This is a genomic window from Phycicoccus mangrovi (assembly GCF_018729305.1).
In the GTDB taxonomy this organism is placed as follows: domain Bacteria; phylum Actinomycetota; class Actinomycetes; order Actinomycetales; family Dermatophilaceae; genus Phycicoccus; species Phycicoccus jejuensis.
Map to the genome: position 1 here is coordinate 52,527 of NZ_JAHHWP010000020.1, position 22,546 is coordinate 75,072.

The 22,546-nt window shown below is 72.1% G+C and carries 24 protein-coding genes and 1 pseudogene; 4 read left to right on the forward strand and 21 right to left on the reverse strand.

Annotated elements, in window-relative coordinates; genetic code table 11:
* Window positions 1-113 precede the first annotated feature (113 nt).
* Both KMZ30_RS17785 and KMZ30_RS17790 read right to left on the reverse strand, forming a co-directional pair.
* Window positions 114-275: a hypothetical protein gene (locus KMZ30_RS17785; RefSeq protein ID WP_215513914.1), complete on the reverse strand. Its 162-nt coding sequence runs from the start codon at window positions 273-275 to the stop codon at window positions 114-116.
* Window positions 276-308: 33 nt separating this feature from the next.
* A complete protein-coding gene (locus KMZ30_RS17790; protein ID WP_215513913.1) occupies window positions 309-1,961 on the reverse strand; it encodes a methyl-accepting chemotaxis protein in 1,653 nt (550 codons plus the stop codon).
* A gap of 424 nt (window positions 1,962-2,385) precedes the next feature.
* Here KMZ30_RS17790 and KMZ30_RS17795 point away from each other — a divergent pair, with 424 nt between their 5' ends.
* Window positions 2,386-2,709, forward strand: coding sequence for a hypothetical protein (locus KMZ30_RS17795; RefSeq protein ID WP_215513912.1), 324 nt, complete (start codon window positions 2,386-2,388; stop codon window positions 2,707-2,709).
* Window positions 2,710-3,133: 424 nt separating this feature from the next.
* Here KMZ30_RS17795 and KMZ30_RS17800 read toward each other — a convergent pair whose 3' ends face one another.
* On the reverse strand, window positions 3,134-3,448 hold the full coding sequence (locus KMZ30_RS17800; RefSeq protein ID WP_215513911.1) for a hypothetical protein: 315 nt from the start codon (window positions 3,446-3,448) through the stop codon (window positions 3,134-3,136).
* 719 nt (window positions 3,449-4,167) lie between these two features.
* Here KMZ30_RS17800 and KMZ30_RS22670 point away from each other — a divergent pair.
* The gene (locus tag KMZ30_RS22670; protein ID WP_372447528.1) at window positions 4,168-4,425 is read left to right on the forward strand and encodes a helix-turn-helix domain-containing protein; all 258 of its coding nucleotides are present in this window, start codon (window positions 4,168-4,170) and stop codon (window positions 4,423-4,425) included.
* A gap of 35 nt (window positions 4,426-4,460) precedes the next feature.
* On the opposite strand, the gene KMZ30_RS17805 is transcribed toward KMZ30_RS22670, so the two are convergent.
* Together KMZ30_RS17805 and KMZ30_RS17810 are read right to left on the reverse strand one after the other, a co-directional pair.
* On the reverse strand, window positions 4,461-4,865 hold the full coding sequence (locus KMZ30_RS17805; RefSeq protein WP_215513910.1) for a hypothetical protein: 405 nt from the start codon (window positions 4,863-4,865) through the stop codon (window positions 4,461-4,463).
* A 93-nt stretch (window positions 4,866-4,958) separates the two neighbouring features.
* Window positions 4,959-6,125: pseudogene (locus tag KMZ30_RS17810) on the reverse strand (IS3 family transposase).
* A 630-nt stretch (window positions 6,126-6,755) separates the two neighbouring features.
* Here KMZ30_RS17810 and KMZ30_RS17815 point away from each other — a divergent pair.
* Window positions 6,756-7,181 (forward strand): ANTAR domain-containing protein, encoded by a 426-nt coding sequence (locus tag KMZ30_RS17815; RefSeq protein WP_215513909.1) that lies wholly within the window; start codon window positions 6,756-6,758, stop codon window positions 7,179-7,181.
* 246 nt (window positions 7,182-7,427) lie between these two features.
* On the opposite strand, the gene KMZ30_RS17820 is transcribed toward KMZ30_RS17815, so the two are convergent.
* The 3 genes from KMZ30_RS17820 to KMZ30_RS17830 form a co-directional block, all read right to left on the reverse strand.
* Entirely contained in the window at window positions 7,428-8,312 is an 885-nt protein-coding gene (locus KMZ30_RS17820; protein WP_215513907.1) for an MBL fold metallo-hydrolase, read from the reverse strand.
* A complete protein-coding gene (locus tag KMZ30_RS17825) occupies window positions 8,309-8,791 on the reverse strand; it encodes a DUF4383 domain-containing protein (protein WP_215513906.1) in 483 nt (160 codons plus the stop codon). The genes KMZ30_RS17820 and KMZ30_RS17825 overlap by 4 nt, the downstream gene beginning before the upstream one ends.
* A gap of 141 nt (window positions 8,792-8,932) precedes the next feature.
* The gene (locus KMZ30_RS17830; protein ID WP_215513905.1) at window positions 8,933-11,380 is read right to left on the reverse strand and encodes an ATP-binding protein; all 2,448 of its coding nucleotides are present in this window, start codon (window positions 11,378-11,380) and stop codon (window positions 8,933-8,935) included.
* A gap of 138 nt (window positions 11,381-11,518) precedes the next feature.
* On the opposite strand from KMZ30_RS17830, the gene KMZ30_RS17835 reads away from it, so the two are divergent.
* Window positions 11,519-13,711, forward strand: a complete 2,193-nt coding sequence (locus KMZ30_RS17835; RefSeq protein WP_215513904.1) for a catalase — start codon at window positions 11,519-11,521, stop codon at window positions 13,709-13,711.
* Window positions 13,712-13,904: 193 nt separating this feature from the next.
* Here the strand turns inward: KMZ30_RS17835 and KMZ30_RS17840 are convergent, their stop codons facing one another.
* The 13 genes from KMZ30_RS17840 to KMZ30_RS17895 form a co-directional block, all read right to left on the reverse strand.
* Window positions 13,905-14,483, reverse strand: coding sequence for a DUF3618 domain-containing protein (locus tag KMZ30_RS17840; protein WP_215513903.1), 579 nt, complete (start codon window positions 14,481-14,483; stop codon window positions 13,905-13,907).
* Complete coding sequence (locus KMZ30_RS17845) at window positions 14,480-14,893, reverse strand: phage holin family protein (protein WP_051750625.1); 414 nt, start codon at window positions 14,891-14,893, stop codon at window positions 14,480-14,482. Before KMZ30_RS17845 ends, KMZ30_RS17840 begins: the two co-directional genes overlap by 4 nt.
* Window positions 14,890-15,717 (reverse strand): hypothetical protein, encoded by an 828-nt coding sequence (locus KMZ30_RS17850; protein WP_215513902.1) that lies wholly within the window; start codon window positions 15,715-15,717, stop codon window positions 14,890-14,892. The genes KMZ30_RS17845 and KMZ30_RS17850 overlap by 4 nt, the downstream gene beginning before the upstream one ends.
* A gap of 127 nt (window positions 15,718-15,844) precedes the next feature.
* Entirely contained in the window at window positions 15,845-16,009 is a 165-nt protein-coding gene (locus tag KMZ30_RS22110) for a hypothetical protein (protein WP_308279842.1), read from the reverse strand.
* A gap of 11 nt (window positions 16,010-16,020) precedes the next feature.
* Window positions 16,021-16,314 (reverse strand): DUF4383 domain-containing protein, encoded by a 294-nt coding sequence (locus tag KMZ30_RS22470; RefSeq protein WP_215513901.1) that lies wholly within the window; start codon window positions 16,312-16,314, stop codon window positions 16,021-16,023.
* Window positions 16,315-16,325: 11 nt separating this feature from the next.
* Window positions 16,326-17,174, reverse strand: a complete 849-nt coding sequence (locus KMZ30_RS17865; protein WP_215513900.1) for an SDR family oxidoreductase — start codon at window positions 17,172-17,174, stop codon at window positions 16,326-16,328.
* A 128-nt stretch (window positions 17,175-17,302) separates the two neighbouring features.
* Entirely contained in the window at window positions 17,303-17,521 is a 219-nt protein-coding gene (locus KMZ30_RS17870; protein WP_215513899.1) for a hypothetical protein, read from the reverse strand.
* 65 nt (window positions 17,522-17,586) lie between these two features.
* Window positions 17,587-18,543, reverse strand: a complete 957-nt coding sequence (locus KMZ30_RS17875; protein WP_308279841.1) for a carbohydrate ABC transporter permease — start codon at window positions 18,541-18,543, stop codon at window positions 17,587-17,589.
* Window positions 18,540-19,445 (reverse strand): carbohydrate ABC transporter permease, encoded by a 906-nt coding sequence (locus tag KMZ30_RS17880; protein ID WP_308279840.1) that lies wholly within the window; start codon window positions 19,443-19,445, stop codon window positions 18,540-18,542. Before KMZ30_RS17880 ends, KMZ30_RS17875 begins: the two co-directional genes overlap by 4 nt.
* Window positions 19,442-20,695 carry an ABC transporter substrate-binding protein gene (locus KMZ30_RS17885; protein ID WP_226903091.1) on the reverse strand — a complete coding sequence of 418 codons (1,254 nt, stop codon included), beginning with the start codon at window positions 20,693-20,695 and terminating at the stop codon, window positions 19,442-19,444. Before KMZ30_RS17885 ends, KMZ30_RS17880 begins: the two co-directional genes overlap by 4 nt.
* Window positions 20,617-20,820, reverse strand: a complete 204-nt coding sequence (locus tag KMZ30_RS21825) for a hypothetical protein (RefSeq protein WP_226903108.1) — start codon at window positions 20,818-20,820, stop codon at window positions 20,617-20,619. Before KMZ30_RS21825 ends, KMZ30_RS17885 begins: the two co-directional genes overlap by 79 nt.
* A gap of 251 nt (window positions 20,821-21,071) precedes the next feature.
* Window positions 21,072-21,851 (reverse strand): sigma-70 family RNA polymerase sigma factor, encoded by a 780-nt coding sequence (locus tag KMZ30_RS17890; RefSeq protein WP_215513897.1) that lies wholly within the window; start codon window positions 21,849-21,851, stop codon window positions 21,072-21,074.
* A 144-nt stretch (window positions 21,852-21,995) separates the two neighbouring features.
* Window positions 21,996-22,502, reverse strand: coding sequence for a hypothetical protein (locus KMZ30_RS17895; RefSeq protein WP_215513896.1), 507 nt, complete (start codon window positions 22,500-22,502; stop codon window positions 21,996-21,998).
* Window positions 22,503-22,546: the final 44 nt, after the last annotated feature.

Genomic DNA, 22,546 nt, shown 5'->3' on the forward strand with positions numbered 1-22,546 from the left:
AAGATCACGAGCAAGAGTGACGAGCGGGACCGACCAGCTGCTCGAGATCGCCCGACCAGGAAATCTGGTGATCTGCGTCCTAGGCACCCACGACCCCGTCCCGGACACTGGATTCAGCACGCTCGAGCCAGGTCGCAGCGCCCGACCCAGCGGCCGGTTCTCCCCCTCCACCGAGCTGCTGCGGCCGTGTCGGCGACGACGGTGACCGACTCGGTGATGTGCCCGGCGCTGGAAGCGGCCTGCGCGGCGCGCTCGCTGATCTCCACGGCCGTCACGCTCTGCTGCTCCACAGCCCCGGCGATCGAGGTCTAGAACTCGTTGATCTGCTCGATGACCGAGGTGATCTCGCCGATGGCCGCTGCGGCCGCCGCGCCGTCGGCCTGGATCTGCTCCACCCGGTCGGTGATGTCCGCGGTGGCGGCAGCCGTCCTCTGCGCGAGCTCCTTGACCTCGCCGGCGACCACCGCGAACCCGCGCCCGGACTCCCCGGCCCGCGCGGCCTCGATGGTGGCGTTGAGCGCGAGGAGGTTGGTCTGCTCGGCGACGGACCGGATGAGGGCGATGACGTCGCTGATCTCGGCCGAGGAGCGCCCCAGCCGGTCGACCGTCGAGGTGGTCTGGCGGGCGAGGTCGGTGGCGGTGACCGCCACGCGTGCGGCCTCGCTCGCGTTGTGCGAGATCTCGCTGATCGAGGCACCGAACTGCGTGCTCGCCGCGCTGAGCGAGTCGATGTTCGCGTACACCTCCTGCGCCGCACCGCTGGCGGTCTGGGCGCGGGCGCTGGTGTGCTGGGCCGCCGACGCGATGGAGGCGCTGGCCACCGACACCTCCTCGCTGGCCGCCGCGAGGGTGACCGCGTCCTGGCTGATCGACGTGATCATCTCCCGCAGCGTGGTCACGGCGGTGGAGAGCGACCGCCCGATGTCCCCGAACTCGTCCCGGCCGTCGGGGAGGCGCTGCTCGCGCAGGTCCCCCTCGGCCAGGGCCCGGACCGCCTCCACGGTGCTGGAGGCCTCGCGGCGGGTCAGGACGGTGACGCCGATGACCAGCCAGAAGGCCAGCAGCAGGGAGACGACGCTGATGGTCACGATGGTCTGCTGGACGCGGGACAGGGCGGCCGAGCGGGCCGCGAGCAGCTCGTCGAGGGCGTCCAGCGACGGCGCGACCGCGGTCTTCGCGGCGGCGGCGACCGTGGAGGCATCCAGGGCGGCCGCGCCTTCGAGGTCCCCGAGGATCGCGTTCTGTAGGTGGGTGACGGCCGCGCCCGCCTGCCGGAGCGGCTCCAGCTCCTGCCCGAGCGAGGTCCGGTCCGTGTCCCCGACAGCGGTCTCGATGTCGTCGGTCAGTGCCTCGACGTGGCCCTCGAGACCACCGGCGGACAGGGCACGCTCAGCGACCCCCTTCTCCAGCGGCATGCCGTCCCGGGCGACCCTGGCCTGCGCGGCGTGCTCGAGGGCGTTGGGCAGCTGCACGGTGATGGCGTCGGCCAGGTGGAAGGAGTCGATGTCGGGGTCCAGGACGATCTCGGAGGAGTCAACCACGTGGTTGACCAGCTCCAGCAGGGCGCTCACGGCAGCGGAGGCACCGGCAGGGGTGTCAGCGCCGGCCATCAGCTGCGACACCTTGGCCAGGTCGGCGTCGGCGTTGAGCTCGGGGTGCTCGCCGACCGCACGCTGCAGGCCGGACAGGTCGGGGCGTCGGCCGGCGACCAGTTCGGTCATAGCCTCGATCGCCGGACGGATCAGAGTCACCCCCGTGCGCTCCTTCTCGGCGAAGGCGATGTCGGCTCGGCTCGCCGCGAGGAAGGACTGGCCCAGGACGATCGTGGGCACCAGCAGGACGGCGGCGAGGGCTATCATGCGCGTGCTGAGGCGCATCCGCCTCACGACGGCCAGGACTGGCCGCAGGAGCGTGCTGGTCAAGCCGCGGCTCTTGGTGGGTGTGGTGTGCGCGGTGGTCATGGGGTACATCCCTGTCGTCGGCGGACTCGTCGGTGGTGTCCGGCGAGAAGCATCACCGACTCAACGACCGGGCCGCGCTCTCCCCCAGCAAGATCCGCTCAAGAGCACCTCAAAGGTCATAGCGCGTTGGGGGTGGGAAGCGACCTCACCAGGCGCGTCCCCGCCGAGCCCTGGAACCGGAGAGGCGTCGCATACGGCGCCGTCTCCGGGGCAGTCGCTGGCCGGGCGGTTCAAGAAGCAAAGCCGTTGCGCGCGTGACGTTCTCGCGGCTGGGTGGACTCCAGCCATCCGTCAGCGGAGGTGTCGGCTCTGGCGTGGACAGCGAGCCCCGACGCTTCGTTCGTCGGATGCAGAAATCTCAAGACCCGCTCAAGACCCTCCAGATCGGGCCAAGGGCCGACAGCGTTCGACCTAGCCTCTCCGTGTGCACCTTCCTGACGACCACCACGCCGCCCACGCCTACGGGCTGGCCATCCTCGATGCCGTCTCCGCGGCCCAGGACGGCGCCGACACGATGAACCTCGCCGCCCAACGCACCCTCGAGGTCGGTGCCGTACAGGTCCACGGCAGCTGCGAGCACGCCCCGACGAACCTCACCGTCGATGTCAGCCGCGCCGTTGGCGGGACGCTCGTCGTCGTGCAGGCACTCGTCAACGCCCTTCATGCACAGACCGGTACCGACCGCGACGTCATCATCGCCGACACGCGTGCCCTGGTGCAGCGCGCCTTCGATCCTGAAGGCGCATAGCTTGGACTCTTCGCCGAGCGCCACACGGGCGTCCACCGCCACAGATGCCGCCACTCCCCTGTCAGAGCGACGGCATCGCGTCCACGGTATCCCTCACCGTTCCGCGTCAGCCTGCCCCTGCGGCACACGTCACGGCCCTGAACGAACACCCGCCGCCACAACACCACACCGGCGGCCTCACCGACTCCGTCGGCATCGTCCCCGAGACCGCAACGGGGCACCAGCGGATCCGCCGCCGACGGCCCGATCGCCTCGCCCGGGCTCGCCCGCCCGCGCACCCAGCTCCAGACCGTCGTCGCCGACTTCCCCGCAGTGACCACACCCGACGCGCCGGAGCAGGCGCGATTGTTCGCCCCATCATGACCTCTCGGGGGAGTACCGCATTCCTCACCTGGAGCTCGTGATCACCTCATTTAGGCGCCGCTCAGGAGGTGAAGGCACCGTCGAACCTCTCGCGGATCGTGGCGATGATGACCTCTTCTTCCACGCCGGTGTGGAGTCGCAGCTCTGCGACGAGCGCGTTGACGAGGATGAGCGTGCCCCCCAGCGCTCGGCTGATGTCGACGGTCACCTCGTGCCCACCGTCCTCGACGGTGAGCTCGACGGCGTCGACGTCCAGTGCGCGCTGAGCAGCCAGATTCATGAGCCGCCCGTTGTCGTCGGCGCCCGACACCGACACGGCATCGAGAACCGCGTGTCCGTACGCCTTGGCGGCTTCGAAGGCCGCAGCATCGCTCATGCGGTGAGCCTAGAACGGGTTCGCGCTTGTCGGTGTTGCCCACGACAGCGCTGAGCGCCCTTGTGATCATTCCGCGGCACCACCTGGTCACAAGCTGCTGCACGAATCGGTGAGCGGGGTGCCGGCGAGGCGGTCCCTCGACCGATGGATGGGGACAGGACGGCTGGGTGTGCCGGGTTCGGCAAGGGGGACGAGGTCGCGTCCGTCGCAGACGCGGTGGTCGATTTCCTGCCGGTCGGCGCAGCGGTCCGCGACGCAGGCCGTCTGGGCGGCGCGAATGGAGGACGTGCCCCCACCAGCGCACCGGGGCGCCGGCCTCGAGCAGCACCGCCTGGAGCCCACGCTCGTGCACGCGCGCGGCGGCGGCGAGCGTCATGGGCCCGGCGCCGATATCCGCGACAGGGATCCAGCACAAGAGCTAGACGAAGCTGGTGACCGAGCCAGCAGACGGCTCAACGTCGAGAGGCCCTCCGGCCTTGCAGCCCTCGTGAGTCACATAGCTGTCCCGGCGGTCGTGATACCAATCCCCGTTCCTGGCCGCTGTCACCGGCGGACAGGGTGACAAGCACAGGCCGCTAGCGCGACCGACCTGGCATACGTCGTGCTCTGTGCACACTTATGTTTCACCACCCGACGCGCCGGCGTCGGAGTGTGAACTGGGTGCTTTTAGGAATGAACGCGAGGCAACCCGCCCAGGTGCGGATTCGAAAGGACGACTGATGCCATACCCGTCGCGGCCTTTCCTCTCGCCATTGCCGCAGTTCGCCGACACGGCCGGTGTGCGGCAGTCTCCTGCCCAGCGGGCCGCGCTCATCGAGTTCGTCAGCCGGGAGTACACCGCTGGCCGATCCCTCCGAGAGCTTGGACAGCTGACCGGGCGGACACAAAGCGCCATCCGTCGCGCCCTGGACCAAGGCGGGGTTTCTCGCCGACCCCCGGGTGCCCCGAAGACCGCAGCGGCGCCCCCGTCCCAATGAGCCGCCCCTCCGCGCTGCGCCCCGGTCCTGGCGGCTCATGTGTCGTCTAGTGTGCCGAGGTACACGGGCGGGAGGGGGTTGGCACTCGTGAGGCTGCAGCTGCCCTCGCCCGACGATCGCCGGCTGCTCATCATGGTCCCCAGATCGGCGAGCGTCCGCCGTCCTGCTGCCTGCAGGTCGAGGTCCTTCGCTGGGTGTGGCTTCGTCGCCCAGATCGTCAACCGGCCTGGACCATCAAAGCGTGATCTGACGCGGACGGGGTCCTTCGAGCCGACACCGGCACTGAACGCCTTGCCGAAGATCAAGTCAGCACGTCCACCCGCCGCATCGTTGGTGTAGCGCTCGGTCCGGTCCGGCTTGCCGAAATCCTTGGCTCGACGTGCCTCGTCAATCCAGTCCGCCTGGAACGAGTCCTCGACGTACGTGCACGTGTATCGCACGGCTAAGAAGCCGTCGCGGACCGCGATGTCCAGATCCGGCTCATCCGACGGGGGGACTGCTGAAGGTCTGGTTGACACTTCGGGTGTGGTGTTTCAGGCCGCGTGAGCGGCTCGGTTGATGGTCTCAAACTCGACGGGGGTGAGCTTGCCGAGGGCGCGTTGCCGACGCCGGCGGTGGTAGGTCCGTTCAATCCAGGTGACGATCGCCAGGCGCAGCTGGTCACGGGTCTCCCAGCGGCGGGAGTTCAGGACGTTCTTCTGCAGCAGGGAGAAGAACGACTCCATCGCCGCGTTGTCCGCCGAGGAAGCCAGCGGCCCATCGACCCGCACAGGCCGTGCCGGTGCAGGGCGGCGACGTAGGGCCGCGAGCGGAACTGACTGCCCCGATCCGCATGGACCACGCACCCGGCCACCTGCTCGCGGCCGCGGCGGGCGATGGCCATCTCCAAGGCGTCGAGGGCGAGGTGGCTGGTCATCCTCGAGTCGATCGAGTAGCCGACGATCCGGCGGGACCAGACGTCCTTGACCGCGCACAGGTACAGCTTCCCCTCGCCGGTTGGGTGCTCGGTGATGTCGGTCAGCCACACCATGTTCGGGCCGGGTGCGGTAAGTCCCGCTCGACCAAGTCGTCGTGCACCGGCGGGCCCGGCTTCTTGGACCGGCCCCGCTTGCGGGCGTGGGCGGAGACGATCCCGGCCTGCGAGCACACTTTCCACACCCGCCGCTCGGAGACCTCGTGCCCGGCCTCGGCCAGCTCGTCGGCGATGAACCGGTACCCGAACCCCGGGTCATCGCGGTGCACCTCGAACGCGGCGTTCGTCGCGTACGCGTCGACCAGGTCCCGCTCACTGACCGGGGCCGTCCGCCAGGAGTAGAACGGCTGCCGGGAGAAGCCCAGCAGCCCGCAGGTCACCGCGACAGGGATCCCGTCTGCGGCAAGGTCCAGGACCAGCGGGTAGGTCATTTTGGGGACTGGCCCAGCCTCAGGTTCGCCTGCGAGAGATATGCCGCGGCCCGGCGCAGCACCTCGTTCTCCTGCTCCAGCGCGCGGTTGCGCCGCCGAAGCTCCTTCAGTTCCTCCGACTCGGCCCTCGTGGTCCCGGGACGGATCCCGTCCTCCACATCAGCGCTCTTGAGCCAGTTCCTCAGGCACGACTCCGAGATTCCGAAGTCCCTGGCCAGCTGCGCGATCGGAGTCTCACCCTTGCGGGCGAGCGCGACCACATCGTCACGGAACTCCTTCGGATGGGGTGCAGGCATGTCGACATCCTTCCAGCGGGACCTCCCGGCCCCACAGAACTGGTGTCAACCGAACCTTCAACACTCCCATGCGGCAGGCGCTCGAGCTCACCGGGCTCGTTACCGCGACGCGGCTGAGTTCCGCCCGATTCACGAACGGGCAAGTCAGGGGTAGCACCCGAACCAGACAGGCCACACTGCGGGTTTCTGCAAGCCTCCGACGCTACGCAGAGCGACAAGCGACCGGTCTGTGGGCCTGTCGCGCGACTCCGTGATAGGACTCCGGTGAGCGGTTTGATCACCGCGGCCGAACAAACGGCGGGACGGTGGCTGCCGTTCGGCAGGACACCTCATGTCCCACCTGTGCCTTTCTCCGACCGCCCAGTCTGAAATCGCCCGCCAGCTCGGTGCTCTGGCGGCTGCCGTCACTACGGAACCTGGCCCGGTAGCACCCGACGACGTCGTCGGACTCGCGCAGGTCAGAGTTCGGGTCGCTACCCCCGTGGGTTTGACTCTCAGGCGCCCCGACTGGGCGCCGACTTCGCTTGCGCTGGACCCGTCTCTCGGTCGGTCGACCTCCTCCAGTACCAGATCGGAGACGGCCCCTGCCTCGACGCGGCTACCGGCCCCTCCGTCACCTTGTCGGCCTACGTGGCCGAGGACTCCCGGTGGACGACGTTCGGCCTGCGCTGTGCGGCGGAGACCGGTGTGCACTCGCTCCTGGCGTTGCGCCTGCCCGTCGGCGGCGTCGCCCACGCCGCGCTCAACCTCTATGCCCCTGACCTGGACGCGTTCACGCCCGCGGACGTGGTGCACGGGTCGGCCCTGGCCGCACTCGTCATCGAGTCGCACGTGCGTCGGGCCGACAACACCAACCTGCGCGCGGCGCTCGAGAGCAGCCGGACCATCGGGATGACGGTCGGCATCCTCATGACCACTTACCGCGCCGAACGGGAGACCGCCTTCGCGCTCCTGCAGTCCGCGAGCATGACGCTCAACACCAAGCTGCGCGACGTGGCCGGCGAGGTCGCGGACACCGGAGCGCTGCCCGTCCCTCGGCCGTCGCGCCGGCCCTGACACCGCCGCCGACGGGGCGGCGGCGCGCAGCCGGGCGTGGAGCCCGCCCCGCGCAGGAGCGGCGAGTCCTCCAAGGGGTCGGTCCACCCGGGTGGGGGTGGAGGGTCCCGCAGCAGCGGGCCCCCGTCGCGGTCCACGTCCGCGTCGTCCACCCGGGGCGGGTCGCCCGACTCCTGCGTGCCGTCGTCCTCACCGGTGCCCATCGTGCGCCTCCCGACGACCGGGGCTCACCGGCCGGAAGGGGTCCTACCCCGCCCTCGGCGGACCAACCCCGCCGGCGGTGCCGCCCTCGGGGGGCGTCATGAGGTGCTCACGGCCGCGGTCGACGACGACCACGCGGTCGCGTAGGCCGGCGGCCGTCGCGGCCGCGAGGAAGTCGTCGAGGGACGAGGTGAAGACGTCGTAGTCCTCGTGGTGCACGGGGACGACCTGTCGCGGGTCGACCATCCGCATCGCCTCGACACCCTGGTCGGCGTCCATCGTCACGAGCACCCCGAGGACGCGCGTGCCGCCGAGATGGAAGAGTGCGACGTCGATGTGAGGGTGCCGCAGCGGGACCTCGCGCAGGTCGTCGATCGCGAGGGTGTCACCGGTGACGTAGAGGCGGCGCCGACGACCGTCCGCCTCCCACTCGAGGACGCTGCCCATGACGTCGGGCAGGACGAGCCCGGCGCGGGGCGGGCCGTGCCGCCCCGGGGTCGAGGTGATCCGCACGCGGCTGTCGCCACGCGTGACGACGACCGCGTCCCAGGTGTCGAGCCCGAGCGCCGCGTGGAAGCCGAGCTCGTGCAGCGCCGAGGCCGACTCCGGGGTGGTGACGACCGGCAGGTCGTGGTCGAGCCGGGCCTGGGCCACCTGGTCGAAGTGGTCGCCGTGGAGGTGCGAGAGGAGGACCAGGTCGATCGGCGGCAGGTCGTCGATGTCCATCGCGGGGTCCCGGAGCCGTCGGGTGCTCAGCCCGTGACCCAGGTCGACCGACTCGTGCCGGTGCACGAAGGTCGGGTCGGTGAGGACGGTCAGGCCCCCCACGTGGAGAAGCGTCGTGGCGTTGCCGACGACGGCCAGCCCGTCGGGCCGCCCCTCCTCCCCGGGGTCCGTTCCCGGGAGGGGCAGCTCGATGACCCTGTTCATGCGCGGGCACGTTCCCTGTCGGCCGGCGCACGGCGCGTCGTGGCAATGCCGAGGGCGACGAGCACGACCCCGAGGGCGAGGTGCAGCCAGTCGTCGGCGGTGTCGAGGGGCACGAAGTTCGCCTGCGAGGTCTCGTCCACCACGAGGCCGTAGAGCCAGAGGACGAGGTAGACGACGCCGCCGACGACGAGGTATGTGCGCGCGGCGCCCGCCGTCCGGGACATGAGCAGACCGGCGACGCCGAACAGCAGGTGGACAACGTTGTGCAGGACCGAGACCTGGAAGATCCCGAGGAGCATCGCGTGCGACTGGTGGCCCGCGAACTCCAGCTGGTCGTAGTCGGTCGTGATGCCCGGCACGAAGCCGAGGATGCCGACGACGAGGAAGACGACGCCGAAGACCTGCGCGGCGCGGCGGGCGGGGTGCACGCCGGGTCGGTGGGCGTCGGCGCGCTCGGACGTGTGGGGTGATGTGGACATGGGTCCCTCCTTCGAGTAGGTGCTGGCTGGTCTCTACCCCTGCGTCTCAACCTCATTCGTCGACGACCGGGCCGCTCCGCGGGGCGGGGAGCCGCGTCGAACGGTGGACTCGGTGGTGCGTACGACGGTGAGGACGGGGTATCAGCCCGGGAGCACGCCGGTGTGCACGACCTCCTCTGCGATGTCGCGCAGCTTGCGGTTGGTCGACGTGCTGCGCCGGCGCAGCATCTCGAAGGCCCGCTCGCTTGGGACCCGGTGGCGCGCCATGAGCACCCCGACGGCCATCCCGATGCTGCGGTTGGTGCGCAGCGCGACCTCGAGGTTCTCGGCCCGGGTCTTGGCCTCGTCGACGAGCCTGTTGCGCCGCCGGGCGAGTTCGTGGTGCGTGCGCAGCCGTGCGAGGAGCTCGACGGGGTCGAAGGGCTTCGCGACGTGGTCGTCGGCGCCGGCGGCCAGGCCCTCCGCCGCCTCCCGTGCCCCGGAGCGCGCCGTGAGCAGGACGATCGGCACCGTGCTCCAGCGGCGTTCGGCCCGGAGCACGCGCACGAGGTCGAGCCCGCTCGGGCCGGGGAGCATGACGTCGCAGAGCAGGAGGTCCGGGACGACCTGGACGGCGAGCGCGGCCGGGACGTCGGGGACGGCGACCACCCGCCAGCCGTCCCCCTCGAGCATCCGCCGGAGGTAGCCGCTCACGTCGTCGTGGTCCTCGACGAGGACGAGGAGCGGACGGTCGTCGGGCATTCCCTCGTCGACGGCGACCGGCTCGCGACGACCGGCGGTCACCGCCCCGTCGAGCAGCCCGGCGACGAGAGAGGAGTCGCTGACGACGGGTGCGGGCGTGCCGCCACTGCAAGGGTCGCCGACCGGCACCCGGACGCGGGCGAGCGTGCCTCCTCCCGCGCCCGGCTCCAGCGTCAGTGAGCCGCCGTGCGCCCGGACGAGGTCTCGCGCGTGGGCCAGCCCGATGCCCGTCCCCGTGTGGCCGCGGACCGGACGACCGGGGCCGCGGCGGAACCGCTCGAGCACGGCGTCGACCTCCTCGGGCGCGATGCCCCGGCCGGTGTCGGCGACCTCGAGGACGACGTCGTCGCCCTCCCGGCGCAGGGCCACGCGGATGCTGCCGTCCGCGGTGAAGCGGTAGGCGTTGGACAGCAGGTTGGCGACGACGGTGCTCCAGGAGTCGGGGTGGGCGAGGGCCACGACGTCCTCCACGTCGGTGTCGAGCACGAGGCCCGCCGCCTCGACGGCGCTGCGGAACATGGCCACCACGTCCCGGGTCAGCACCCCCAGGTCGACCGCCGCACGCTCGACCTCGAGCCGACCCGCCTCGGCCCGGGAGACGTCGAGCAAGGCCCCGACGAGGCGGTCGAGGCGCACGGCGGCCCGCTCCACGGCGTCGAGGTGCTGCTCCGCCTCGTCCGCCGCCAGGTCGAGGCCGCGCAGCTCGCGCGCGGCCGTGAGCACGACGGTGAGCGTGGTGCGGAACTCGTGGCTGACGTTGGCGACGACGGCGCTCTTCGCGGCGTCGAGCTCGGCGTAGGCCGCCACCCGGGCCCGCTCGGCCGCCGCCCCGCGGACGTCGCCGAGGAGGGTGGAGATCTGATGCGCGAGGAGGGTCACGAAGCGCTCGTACTCCTCGTCGACGGAGCGGTACGGCGTGAGGCCGAGGGTCAGCACACCCTCGAGGGGACCCTCCGCCGTTCCGAGCGGGACGTGCACCAGACCGGTCGGGCGGTGGCCGGCCAGCGGAGGGGGCTCGACGACGAGGTCCCCCGGGCCGATCCCGACGTGCTGCGCCGAGCGCGTCCGCCCCGCCACGGCGAGCGCGTGCGCCCCGGCCTCCTCGACGCGGGCGGGGACGACCTCGCCCCCGTCCACGACACCGGTGCTCGCCGCCCGGACGAGGGCGCCGTCGCCGTCGGGCAGGTGCAGGGCCGCGAAGGGTACGGCCCGACGGTCGGCGGCGAGGAGCTCGACGACCCGCGTGGCCGCCTCCTGCGCCGAGCCGACCGCGAGGCTCGGCAGGGCCGCCAGCTCGCAGACGACGGCCGAGCGGTAGCCCTCGACGACGACGGGCGTCACCTCGGTCGTCGCGACGAAGACCCCCAGGACCTCCCCGTCGGCCGCCCGCACCGGGCTGAAGGAGTAGCGCCAGTAGGTCTCCTCGACGAAGGCGTGGCGCTGGAGGAGCAGCAGGAGCGCCTCCTCGTGGTCCGGTACGCCCTTCTCGACGACCCGCCGCACGCGGGGTCCGAGCTCCGGCCAGGCCTCGGGCCAGCACTGCGCGGCCGGCTGGCCCATCGAGCGGGGGTGCTTGACGCCGCAGACCGGACGGTAGGCGTCGTTGTAGACCTGGACGAGGTCCTCGCCCCACCACAGGAGCATCGGGATGCTCGCGGGGAGGACCGTGCGGATCGCCGCGGCGAGCTCCGGTCGCCACGTCGTGGGATCGCCGAGCGAGGTCGCCGACCAGTCGGTCGAGCGGGCGAGGGCGGAGGTCTCGTCGCCGCCGGGGAACAGGGAGTCGAGCAAGGCCCGGGGGCTCTCGCGCGGGTCGCGCGCGCGGGCCTGGGGGGACGGGTCGGTCATCTGGGTCCTGGCGTGTCGCACGGAGCGCCGGTCAGCCGTGGGTTGGACCTCCGGCACTCCGTCGCTCACCCTAGACGAGCCCGCGCACCCGTCGCCACGGCGACGCATGGCCCCGGGGCGCAGGGGTATCCGCGCCGCATGAGCGACACGACACCCGACCCGACCGTCACCGTTCCCGGAGCCCCGTCCTCGGAGCCGCCCACGCTGGAGGAGCCCACCGACCCCCGTCCCCCGCCGCCCCCGAAGCCGGAGCAGGGGACCCCCGACCCCCGCACCCCGACGGGGGTGTCCCTCGAGGCGGACCCCACGGACTTCGCCCAGCAGGGCGAGTACCTGACCACGTCGACCGGCACCCGGCTGCGCGATACCGACCACTCGCTCAAGGCCGGCGAGCGGGGGCCGACGTTGCTGCAGGACCACCACTTCCGCGAGAAGATGACGCACTTCGACCACGAGCGCATCCCCGAGCGGGTGGTGCACGCCCGGGGCACGGGCGCGCACGGCGTCTTCCTCGGCTACGGCACCGCGGGCGACCTCTCCCGCGCGGCGTTCCTCGGCAAGGACGTCCTCACCCCCGTCTTCGTCCGGTTCTCGACCGTCCTCGGCTCCCGCGGCTCGGCGGACACCGTCCGTGACACGCGGGGGTTCGCGACGAAGTTCTACACCTCGGAGGGGGTCTTCGACCTCGTCGGCAACAACATCCCGGTCTTCTTCATCCAGGACGGCATCAAGTTCCCGGACATCATCCACGCGGGCAAGCCGCACCCCGACCGCGAGATCCCGCAGGCCCAGTCGGCGCACGACACCTTCTGGGACTTCGTGTCGCTGCACACCGAGGCGCAGCACCACACGATGTGGAACATGTCCGACCGCGGTATCCCCCGGTCCTACCGGACGATGGAGGGCTTCGGCGTCCACACCTTCCGGCTCGTCGCCGCGGACGGCTCGAGCTCGCTCGCGAAGTTCCACTGGAAGCCGCGGCTCGGGGTGCACTCCCTCGTCTGGGAGGAGGCGCAGATGCTCGCCGGGTTCGACCCCGACTTCCACCGGCGAGACCTCTACGACGCCATCGAGGCCGGGGCGTTCCCTCAGTGGGAGCTCGGCGTCCAGGTCTTCCCCGACACCCCGGACCAGACCTTCGAGGGGATCGACCTGCTCGACCCCACCAAGCTGGTCCCCGAGGAGCTCGCCCCGGTGCAGCCGATCGGTGAGCTGACGCTCAACGCGACGCCGACGAACTTCTTCGCCGAGACCGAGCAGGTTGCCTTCCACCTCGGGCACCTCGTGCCGGGCATCGACGTCACCGACGACCCGCTGCTCCAGGCGCGGCTGTTCTCCTACGTCGACACCCAGCTGACGCGCCTCGGCGGCCCGAACTTCAACCAGCTGCCGGTCAACCGGACGCACGCCCCGGTCAACGACATGCTGCGCGACGGCCTGCACCAGAGCGCGGTCCACGGCGGGGTGGCGCCCTACAAGCCCAACAGCCTCGACGGCGGCTGCCCGTTCACGGTCGGCGCCGGCGAGCCGGCCCTGGAGGACTTCCCGGCGGCCGTCGCGGCCGAGGCGACCAAGGTCCGTCGCAACCCGGCGTCCTTCGGGGACCACTTCAGCCAGACCCGGCAGTTCTGGGTCAGCATGAGCCCGGTCGAGCAGGACCACATCGTCGCCGCGTACGCCTTCGAGCTCGGCAAGTGCTGGGACTCCACGATCCGGACCCGGCAGCTGCTCGCGCTCGCACAGGTGGACGACGGGCTGGCCGCGCGGGTCGCCACCCGGCTCGGGATGCCGGCGCCGGCGAGCGTCGACGTCCCCGAGGTGGAGCCGAGCCCGGCGCTCTCGCAGATCGGCCGCGAGTGGCCGGTCGAGGGGCGCCAGGTGGGGGTCGTCGTGTCGGCCGACACCGACCCCGCGGACGTGGAGGCGTTGACCACGGCGCTGCGCGAGGCGCTCGTCACGGTCCTCCTCGTCGCGCCGGTGGGCGGCCCGGTCTGGCCGGACCGGCCGGAGCAGGCATATCGCACGCTGCACACCGCCCGCTCGGTCGAGCTCGACGCCGTCGTCCTCGCCGACGCCCCGCCGCCGCTCGGTGACGAGCCGGTCGTCGACGCGACCGTGCCCGACGTCGACCCGCGGGTCACCACCCTCGTCAGCGAGGCGCTGCGGCACGCGAAGCCGGTGGCCGTCCTCGAGCCCTCGATCGCGGAGCGGCTCGGCGTCGACACCTCGGCGCCGGGGGTGCTGACCGGCGACCTCGACGGCCTCGCGGGCGACCTCGTCCGGGCGCTGTCGACGCACCGGGTCTGGGAGCGCCAGGGCCGCACGAGCTGACAGGGCGCGGGGGGCCGGGCGCCGCCCGGCCCTCCGGCGCACTCCCCGCCCCCGGTGCGTGTACACCGCAGTAAGTGTCGCCTCGGCGACACCTACTGCGGTGTAGCAGGCACCTGGGGATGGTCTGCTGGTCCCCGGGACGGCGACGGGCCCACGGCCGCCGAAGCGGTCATGGGCCCCTGCCGGCGGTGGCTCAGCCGCCCGAGGAGGTCTGCTCCTTCGCCTCCTGTGTCACGTCCTGCGCCGCGGACGAGCCCTCGTCCTTGACGCGAGAGACGCTGTCGGACGCGGTGTCCCGCACCGACTGCACGGCCTCTTGGGTGCTCTCCTGCAGGCCGCCGGCGGTCTCCCCGGCGACCGACTTCACCTCGTCCACGAGGGGCTGCGCCCTCTCGGCCGCGCTCGCCGCGAGGCGGCGCTCGGCCGCGCTCGGCGGCAGGAGAGAGCCGACGAGCCAGCCGGCGGCCAACGCGACCGCCCCGGCCGCGAGCGGGTTGCCGCGGGCGGTCTCGCGCACCTGACCGGGCACCTCGCGGACCGCGTCGGTCGCTCCGTGCGCGGTGTCGCCGCCGGCGCCCGCGACGTCGTGGGCCGTGCCCATGACGCGGTCGCGGAGCCCGGCGGCGCGGGAGCCCGCCCGCTGGGTCGTCCGGCGCGCGACGCTCGACGGGCGGACGCTGTCGGCGAGGACGTCGACGTCCTCCGTCAGCCGCCCGCGCGTGCGGTCGATCTCGCGGCGGATCTCGTCGGGGTCCTGCTGGGTCGGGGTCATGACTGTCCTCTCAGGGCGTCGGGGATCTCGGTGGTGGTGTCGACGGTGCGCGGGGCGACGGGGGTGGCCCGGCGCAGGCGGTTGCGGCCGAGGACGGCCGTGACGGCGGCGACGAGCGCCCAGACGAGGGCGACGACGAGCGCCGACCAGTCCCGGCCCATCCACTGGCCGAGCCCCCACCAGGCCGCGACGGACAGGAAGACGAGCACGAGGTGCCCGGCCACCGCGGTGACGGCGAGCATCGAGGCCCCCGCCTTGGCGTGGTCGGCGCTCTGGCGCAGCTCGGCCTTGGCGAGGTCGACCTCCTGCCGCACGAGCGTCGAGAGGTCGGAGGTGACCTCGCCGAGGATCTCGCCGACGGACCGCAGCGACGGCTCGGGCAGGTCGGGCCGGGTGCTCCGCTCGGTCATCGTCCGCTCCGGCCGAGGTCGCCCGGCCCCTCGAGGAGGCCGTCGTCGCCGATCGGCGTCGGGCGTCCGTCGGGGTCGATGGGCTGCGTCTGGCGGTGGACGCCCCGCAGCTCGTCGTCAGGGAGCGTGGCGCCTCCGGCCGCCGCCGTCTGCGGGCTCGCGCCCGGGGTCGTCGGCGTCGTCCCGGTCGTGGCCTCGCGTGGCGAGGTGGCGTTCGGCACGGCCGCGTCGCCCCCGGCGTCACCCGTGCCGTCGGACGACCCTGCGCGCGCACCGGACCCGCTGCCCGTCGCGCTCGAGCCGCCGGCTCCGTCCGTCGTGGCGGAGTTGCCGCCGGAGGTGTTCGAGGAACCGCTCGGCTCACCGGCGGCCATGCCGCGGCTCATCCGCCCGGCGAGCACGCCGAGCCCGGCGGCGACCGCGAGGAAGGTCCCCGGGCGGCGCTGCGCGAAACGGCGGGTCTCGTCGAGCAGTGCTCCGGGGTCGCGGTCCTCGAGCCAGCCGGCCGCGGTCCCGGCCCGCCGGGCGACGTCGTCGACGAGGTCACGGGCCGGGCCTCCGTCCTCGGCGTTGCGGGCCATGGCCCCGAGCTGGTCGGCGAGCGCTCGCAGCCCGTCGGCCGCGCGCTGCTGCTGGGTCCCGGCCTGGTCGGTGAGGTCGGAGCGGGCCTGGTCCCACAGCTGTCGGGCCTGGTCCTTGGTCTCGTGGGCGACGTTGCGCGCCTCGTCGGCCGCGGTGCTCGCGACGTCGGCGGTCGCCTGCTTCGCGTGCTCTCCCGTGGCCTGGACGCCCTCGGCGTCCGTCCGGTTCGTCTGGGTGGTCATCTGCGCCCGTCCTCTCCCGCCGTCGACCCTCGACGGCATGGGCGGGGCGTACCCGGTGGTGGGAGCCGGAAACGTTCTGCCGGAACGGATGCGCACTCCACGTCTGACGATGTGCGCAGCCGGGAGGTCATCCGTCCTCGGCCGTCACCGTGCGTGGACGCAGCAGGGCGAGGGCGGCGAGGATCATCCCGAGCAGGAGGTGCAGCACGCCGCCGACGTCGTCGACCGGCACGACGTTGGCGGCGGAGGACGGCTCGACGACGAGGCCGTGCACCCACAGTCCGAGGAACACCGCACCGGCCGTCAGCAGGAACGCCCGGGCCGCACGCGCCGACCGGGCGGCCCACCCCCCCCGGCCAGCCCGAGCCCCAGGTGCACGAAGTTGTGCGCCACCGAGACCTGGAGGATCCCGAGGAGGTGTGCCCCGGACCCCTGGCCGGTGGGGGCGAGCTCGCCGAGCCCGGAGGTGATTCCCGGCAGGAACCCGGCGACGCCGAGCGCAGCGAGCGCGAGGCCGACGAGGCCGGCGGCCCGCCGACGCGCGAGACCGACGGCGTCGACGGGGGCGGGCCGGTGTGGCGGGTGGTGCGTCGGCACGGCCGGTCCCGTCAGAAGACGGGTTTGCCGCCCGTCACGCCGAGCACCGTCCCGGAGACGTAGCTCGCCTCGTCGGAGGCGAGGAAGACGAAGGCCGCGGCCACCTCGACCGGCTGGCCGACCCGTCCGAGCGGTGTCTGCGCGCCGAAGCCCTCGACGGCGTCGGCCGGCATCGTCGCGGGGATGAGCGGGGTCCAGATCGGTCCGGGGGCGACCGCGTTGACGCGGATCCCCCGCGGGCCGAGCTCCTGGGCGAGGTTGACGACGAGGTTGGTGAGGGCGGCCTTCGTCGCCGCGTAGTCGAGGAGGTTCTCGCCCGGCTGGTAGGCCTGGACGGAGGTCGTGACGACGACCGAGCCCTGCGACTCCTCGAGGTCGCGCGCCAGCTCGCGCACCAGCCAGAAGGTTGCGAAGACGTTCGTGGCGAAGGTCCGCTCGACCTGCTCGGGCGGGAAGTCCTCGAGACCGTCGTGCGTCATCTGGAAGGCCGCGTTGCTCACGAGCACGTCGAGGCCACCGAGCTCGGCGCGCACCCGGTCGACGACCTCGACGACCGCGCCGTGGGTGCGCAGGTCGGCCTCGACCGCGACCGCCCGGCCGCCGGCGGCCTCGACCGCGGCGACCGTCTCGCGTGCGTCCTCGGCCTCCTCCGGCAGGTGCGTGACGACGAGGGTCGCGCCCTCGTGCGCGAAGGTGACGGCGACGGCCCGACCGATGCCGGAGTCGCCGCCGGTCACGAGGACGCGCTTGCCGACGAGGCGGTCACGCCCCACCCACGACGTCTCGCCGTGGTCCGGTCGGGGGTCGAGGGCGGCGGTCGTGCCCGGCCACTCCTGCTCCTGGGCGGGGATCTGGGTCATCGGGGTGCTCCTGGGTCGCGGGGCACCGCCCGGACCGACGGCGCCGTCCTGCCACTACCCGTCGGGTGTCGCGTCACGCCCCGACCGGACGCGTCCGCCCCGCCGGGGGCGGTCCGGTCGGGATGGCCTCAGACGAGGATCTCCAGCGGCTCACGCGTCACGAGCTGTTCCCAGGGTCGGGCCCCGGCCGAGGCGGCGACCACCTCCCGCAGACGGACGCGGATCGAGGACGGCAGCGACGCCGGTCGAGGAAGCAGAGTTGTCTCACACCGGCACTCGCGCATCGAGTCGGCCCAGTAGAGCGAGGGCGTGGCGCGGGGGACCAGGGGCACCTCGGCGCGGAGCATCCCCACGAGGCGACCACACCGGCGGCACGAGGCGGCCCCCACGTCACTGAGCCGAGCGGCGGCGCTCATCCCTGCCTCGCCGTAGTGGCGATGCCGTCGAGGACGAAGCGCTGCGTGAACGCGAAGACGACGATCATCGGGACCGTCGCGACGAGGGTTGCGGCCATGGCGATCTCCCAGTGGTACTCGCCCGAGAGGGCGACGGTGTCGACGATCTGCTTCAGTCCCCGGGGCATCGTGAAGTACTCCGGGGTCTGGAGGTAGATCAGGGGTTTCATGAGGTCCGACCAGCTGGCCTGGAGCTCGAAGACGAACACGATGACGAGCGCCGGCCGGGCGAGCGGCAGCGCGATGCGGCGGAACATCGTCAGGTGGCTGGCGCCGTCGACGCGGGCGGCCTCGAACAGCTCCCGCGGGATGCCGAGGAAGAACTGCCGCAGCAGGAAGATGTAGAACGCCGACCCGAAGAGGTTCTGGGCCCACAGCGGTACCTGCGTGTTGACGAGACCGGCCTGATTCCAGATGAGGTAGGTCGGGATCATCGTCACGGCACCGGGCAGCATCATCGTCGCGAGGACTAGGCCGAACAGCGGCCCGCGCCAACGGAACCGGAAGTAGGCGAACCCGAAGGCGACGAACGCGCTCGACATCGTGACCGCCGTCGCGGCCATCAGCCCGACCGTCGCCCAGTTGAAAACCGAGCGCAGCACCGGGCCGGCCTGCCAGACCTCGACGAAGTTCGACCACTGCACCGTCTCCGGCAGCAGCGAGTTGTCGAACACCTGCGACTTGGGCTTGAGCGAGGCCGAGACCAGCCACGCGAGCGGGTAGACGAACAGGGCCGTCGCGCCGAGCAGCACGAGGAGGTAGAGGGCCTGACCGATCCGGCGGCGCCCCGACGTGGGGGTTCCGTTGCGGCGCAGCCGCACCGGCGCAGGGAGCGGACCGGCGGGGGCCGGCTCGGCGCCGGCGACGGGCAGGCGCGCGAGGTCGGGCCGGGCGTCCGAGGTGGGTGTGGTCACGAGCGGCTCCCCTCGTAGTGGACGAAGCGGTTGCCCACGCGCACTTGGACGACCGTGACGACAAGGATGATGACGAACAGCAGCCACGCGAGCGCCGACGCGTACCCCATCCGGAAGTACTGGAACGCGTTCTGGAACAGGTAGACCATGTAGACAAGCGAGGAGTCGGACGCGCTGGCCTTCTGCTGCGGGCCGTAGAACATCGTGTACGCCTGGTCGAACATCTGCAGCGCCGCGATGGTGTGCGTGACGACCCCGAAGAAGAGGGCCCCCGAGATCATCGGCACGGTCACGTGCCAGAAGCGCCGCACCGGGCCGGCACCGTCGAGCATCGCCGCCTCGTGGAGCGCGACCGGCACGTTCTTGAGCGCCGCGAGGTAGATGACGACACTGCCGCCGACCGCCCACAGGCTGACGACGGCGAGCGAAGGCTTCATCCACGTCGGGTCCGTCGTCCAGCTCGGGCCCTGCACCCCGAACCAGCCGAGGACCTCGTTGACCAGGCCGCGCTGACCGTTGAGGAGGAGCAGGAACATCGCCCCAGCGGCCACGGCCGGCGTCATGACCGGCAGGTAGAACGCGGTGCGGAAGAAGCCCGCCGCGCGCCCAACCCGGTGAAGCAGCAGCGCGAGCCCGAGCGCCACGACCGTCGCGGCCGGGACATAGAGCAGCGCGTAGACGACCGTGTTGATCAGGGCGGTCCGCACCCGCGGGTCCTCGCTCAGCTCGCGGTAGTTCGCCAGCCCCACCCCGTGGGCGGTGTCGACGATCGAGTAGTCGGTGAACGAGAGCACGAGGCTGGCGACCATCGGCCCGGCGGTGAAGAGCAGGAACCCGACGACCCACGGCGAGATGAACCCGAAGGCCGCCCGGGTCTCCTGCCGCTGCAGCCGCCCGCTCACCGCCCGGCCTTCTCGTACGCGGACTCGGCCTCCTCCTGCGCCTGCTGGAGGGCCTGCGCGGCCGGTGTGCCCTCGAGGGCGCGAGAGACCGCGCTCTGCCAGGCGGCGTCGATCTCGGCGCCGGCGGGCGAGGGGTTGACCGCGGTGGCCTTGTCGAGGACCGAGTAGTAGTTGTCGATGGCGTGCGCGAAGCCCGCGTCGGGCGCCGGCGTCAGGTACTGCTCCCGGATCTGTTCGTCGGCCTCGGTGTTGGCCGTGAACAGTCCCGTGAAGAACGACTTGTCCTTCTCCACGGTCTGCATTCGGGCATCGGCGGCCTTCATCCAGGTGTCCGTCGAGGTCATCGTCTTGGCCCACTGACACGCCGCGACCGGGTTCTTCGCGCCCTTCGGGATCACCCACGCCGAACCGCCCAGCATGCTCACCGGCTTCCCTTGGCGGTCCGTGATGATCTCCGACTCCAACTCGAGGCCCTTCGGGATGGAGTCGCGCAGCACGTTGACGTACCAGTTCTCCATCGGAAAGGCGGTGATCGTGCCCAGCGTCAGCGGGTTGTCGGCACCGAAGATGTCGAAGCTGTCGCGGAAGGACTTGAACTTCGTCCAACCGCCCTGGGCCTGGACGAGCCCGACGGTGTACTCGAGCGCCTCGACGGCCTTGGGGTCGTCGAGGCGCGGGGCGCCGTCCTCGCCGACGATGTCGACCCCGTTGATCTTCGCCCACAGCGGGAAGGAGTCGGGCAGCTTGGGATCGAACCCGATGCGCTGGATCTTCGACCCGTCGGCGCGGTAGAGCTTCGTCGCGGTCGCGGCGAGGGCATCCCAGTCGCGGGTCAGGATCTGCGACGGGTCGACGCCCTCGGCCTTCAACGTCTTTGCGTCGACGAGGTCGGTCTGGACGATGGAGAACTCGGGGATGCCGTAGGGGTGCCCGTCGTAGGTGACCGAGCGCATGGCGGCCGACCGGTACTGCAAGGCGTCGATGCTCTGGCCGGCGATGCAGTCGTCCAGCGGCTGGATCGCCCCCTTGGCGGCGTAGGAGCCGATGAGCGTGCGGTCCATCGAGACGGCGTCGGGCGGGTTGCCGCTCGCGAGCGCGGTGAGGAACTGCTGGGCGTCGAAGCCGCCGGGGTTGACGGTGACGTCGACGTCGGGGTTCGCCGTCTTGAAGCCTAGACGCGGGACTGGCCCACCTCGTCCTCGCCGCCAAAGCCCATCGTCGTCATCGAGCCGGTGGCGCGTCCCGCCCAGGAGGACTGCGCGTCGTCCTTGGAGGACACCACCTCGTCCCGCCCCCGGTTGCCACCCACGCCGGCGCACCCGGCCAGAGCCACCAAGGGGACCACCACGAGCCACCGTCGCCACGTCGTCGCCATCACTCGACCTCCTCGTCTCCGGACCGGCTCCGTGCCGGTGGGCGGCGATCAGGTACCCGGGGCGACAAAGGAGAAACGCTTCTCCCCCGAGAACGGTCTCTCCGCAAGGTCTCCTTCCGGGGCGCAACCACTCCGTGCGCCCGGCAGGGGATTCTCTCCGCAGGCATGGATCCCGGGGCAGCACACCTTCACCGGCGGCTCTCAGGCGGACGTCTCGACCGCCCCCTCCGGCCGCCACCCGCGACCCACCCTCAGGCGGCGACCACGTCGAGGCTTTCCCGCAGCTGACGTAGGATCCGCGACAGGATCCGCGAGACCTGCATCTGGCTGACCCCGAGCATCGACCCGATCTCCGACTGCGTCAGCTCCTCCACGAACCGCAGCCGAACCACCCGGCGGTCGCGCTCTCCCAGGGCGTCCAGGGCCAGCCGCAGGTCGGTGTGCAGCTCGAAGCGGTGGTAGAAGTCCCCGACGTCGGCGAGGCGGTCGCCCTCGGTCCCGCCGGCCAGCACCGGCGCGTCCAGTGATGCCGGTCGGAACGCGGTGCTGCACAGGCGGGCCGACTCGATGTCGGCGCACTCGCACTCCAGCAGCGCCGCGATCTCCGCGGTGGTCGCCTCGCGCCCGAGCCGGTGTCGCAGGCTCTCCTCCGCCACCACCACCTCGGCCCGAAGCTCCTGCATGCGGCGCGGCGGTCGGACGACCCAGCCGCAGTCCCGAAAGTGGCGCTTGAGCTCGCCGGTGATGGTCGGCACCGCGAACGCGACGAACCCCGACCCCGAGTCCGGGTGGTAGCGGTTGGCGGCCGCGACGAGCGCCGTCCGGGCGACCTGCTCGAGGTCGTCACGGTCGACACCGCGGCCGGCGTACCGGTGGGCCAGACCGTCGGCCAGCGGCAGCATCTCCTCGACGACCTGGGCGCGCAGGCGTCGCTGCTCGTCGAGGTCGGTCGTGACGGCGACGCGGTCGAGGAGGCCTTCGACGACCTGGTCGCGCTCGCCAGGCAAGGTGGAACGTGGGGTCTTGGACATGACTGTCCTCCGTCAGGAAGAAGGAGGGCACACTGTCTGACCCGCCACGCGGCCGGATCTGGACCTAGGGTTATACCGTGCCACCCATAGCCTGCCGACGGGGGTTTGGTGGCACGGATTCTCGCGCGGCGATGACCGAGCGGCTCAGGACGGGAGCCGGGCGCGCTCGTTGACCGCCGCCCTGGCGTCCCGCAGCATGTGGCCGAACCCCACGCCGGGGAGCGCGTCCTCGTCGAGCACGGCGATGTCGTCACACCTGAGCAGGAGTTGCTCCGCGCGGTCGAGGTCCCCCGCCTCCTGCGCCGTCACGAACCGTGGGACGACCTCCCGCTCCGACCTCGTCTCGTGGTGCACCATCCCCGCCGCGAGGAGCCCGAGCTGCACCGCGAAGGACGGGCAGTCTGTGCCCAGGTCGTCGAGACGCTCTGCCCCCTCGACGATCTCGTGCTCCTCGACGGCGTCCCCGGCCCCGGCCACCCCGTCGGCCGCGAGGGCGACGCGCTCCGCGGCCAGGTGGACCGCGAGGTGGCGCAGCAGCCGGTGGAGCGCCGCGTCCCGGGCCCCCGGTGCCGCGCGCGCCACGTCAGCCACCATCTCGCGCAGCCGCCGGTGCTGGGTGGCGACCACGCCGGCGAGCGTCGTGTGCGACATGCCTCTTCCTTCCGGGGTGACGACCAGGGGGCAGCCCTGCCGCC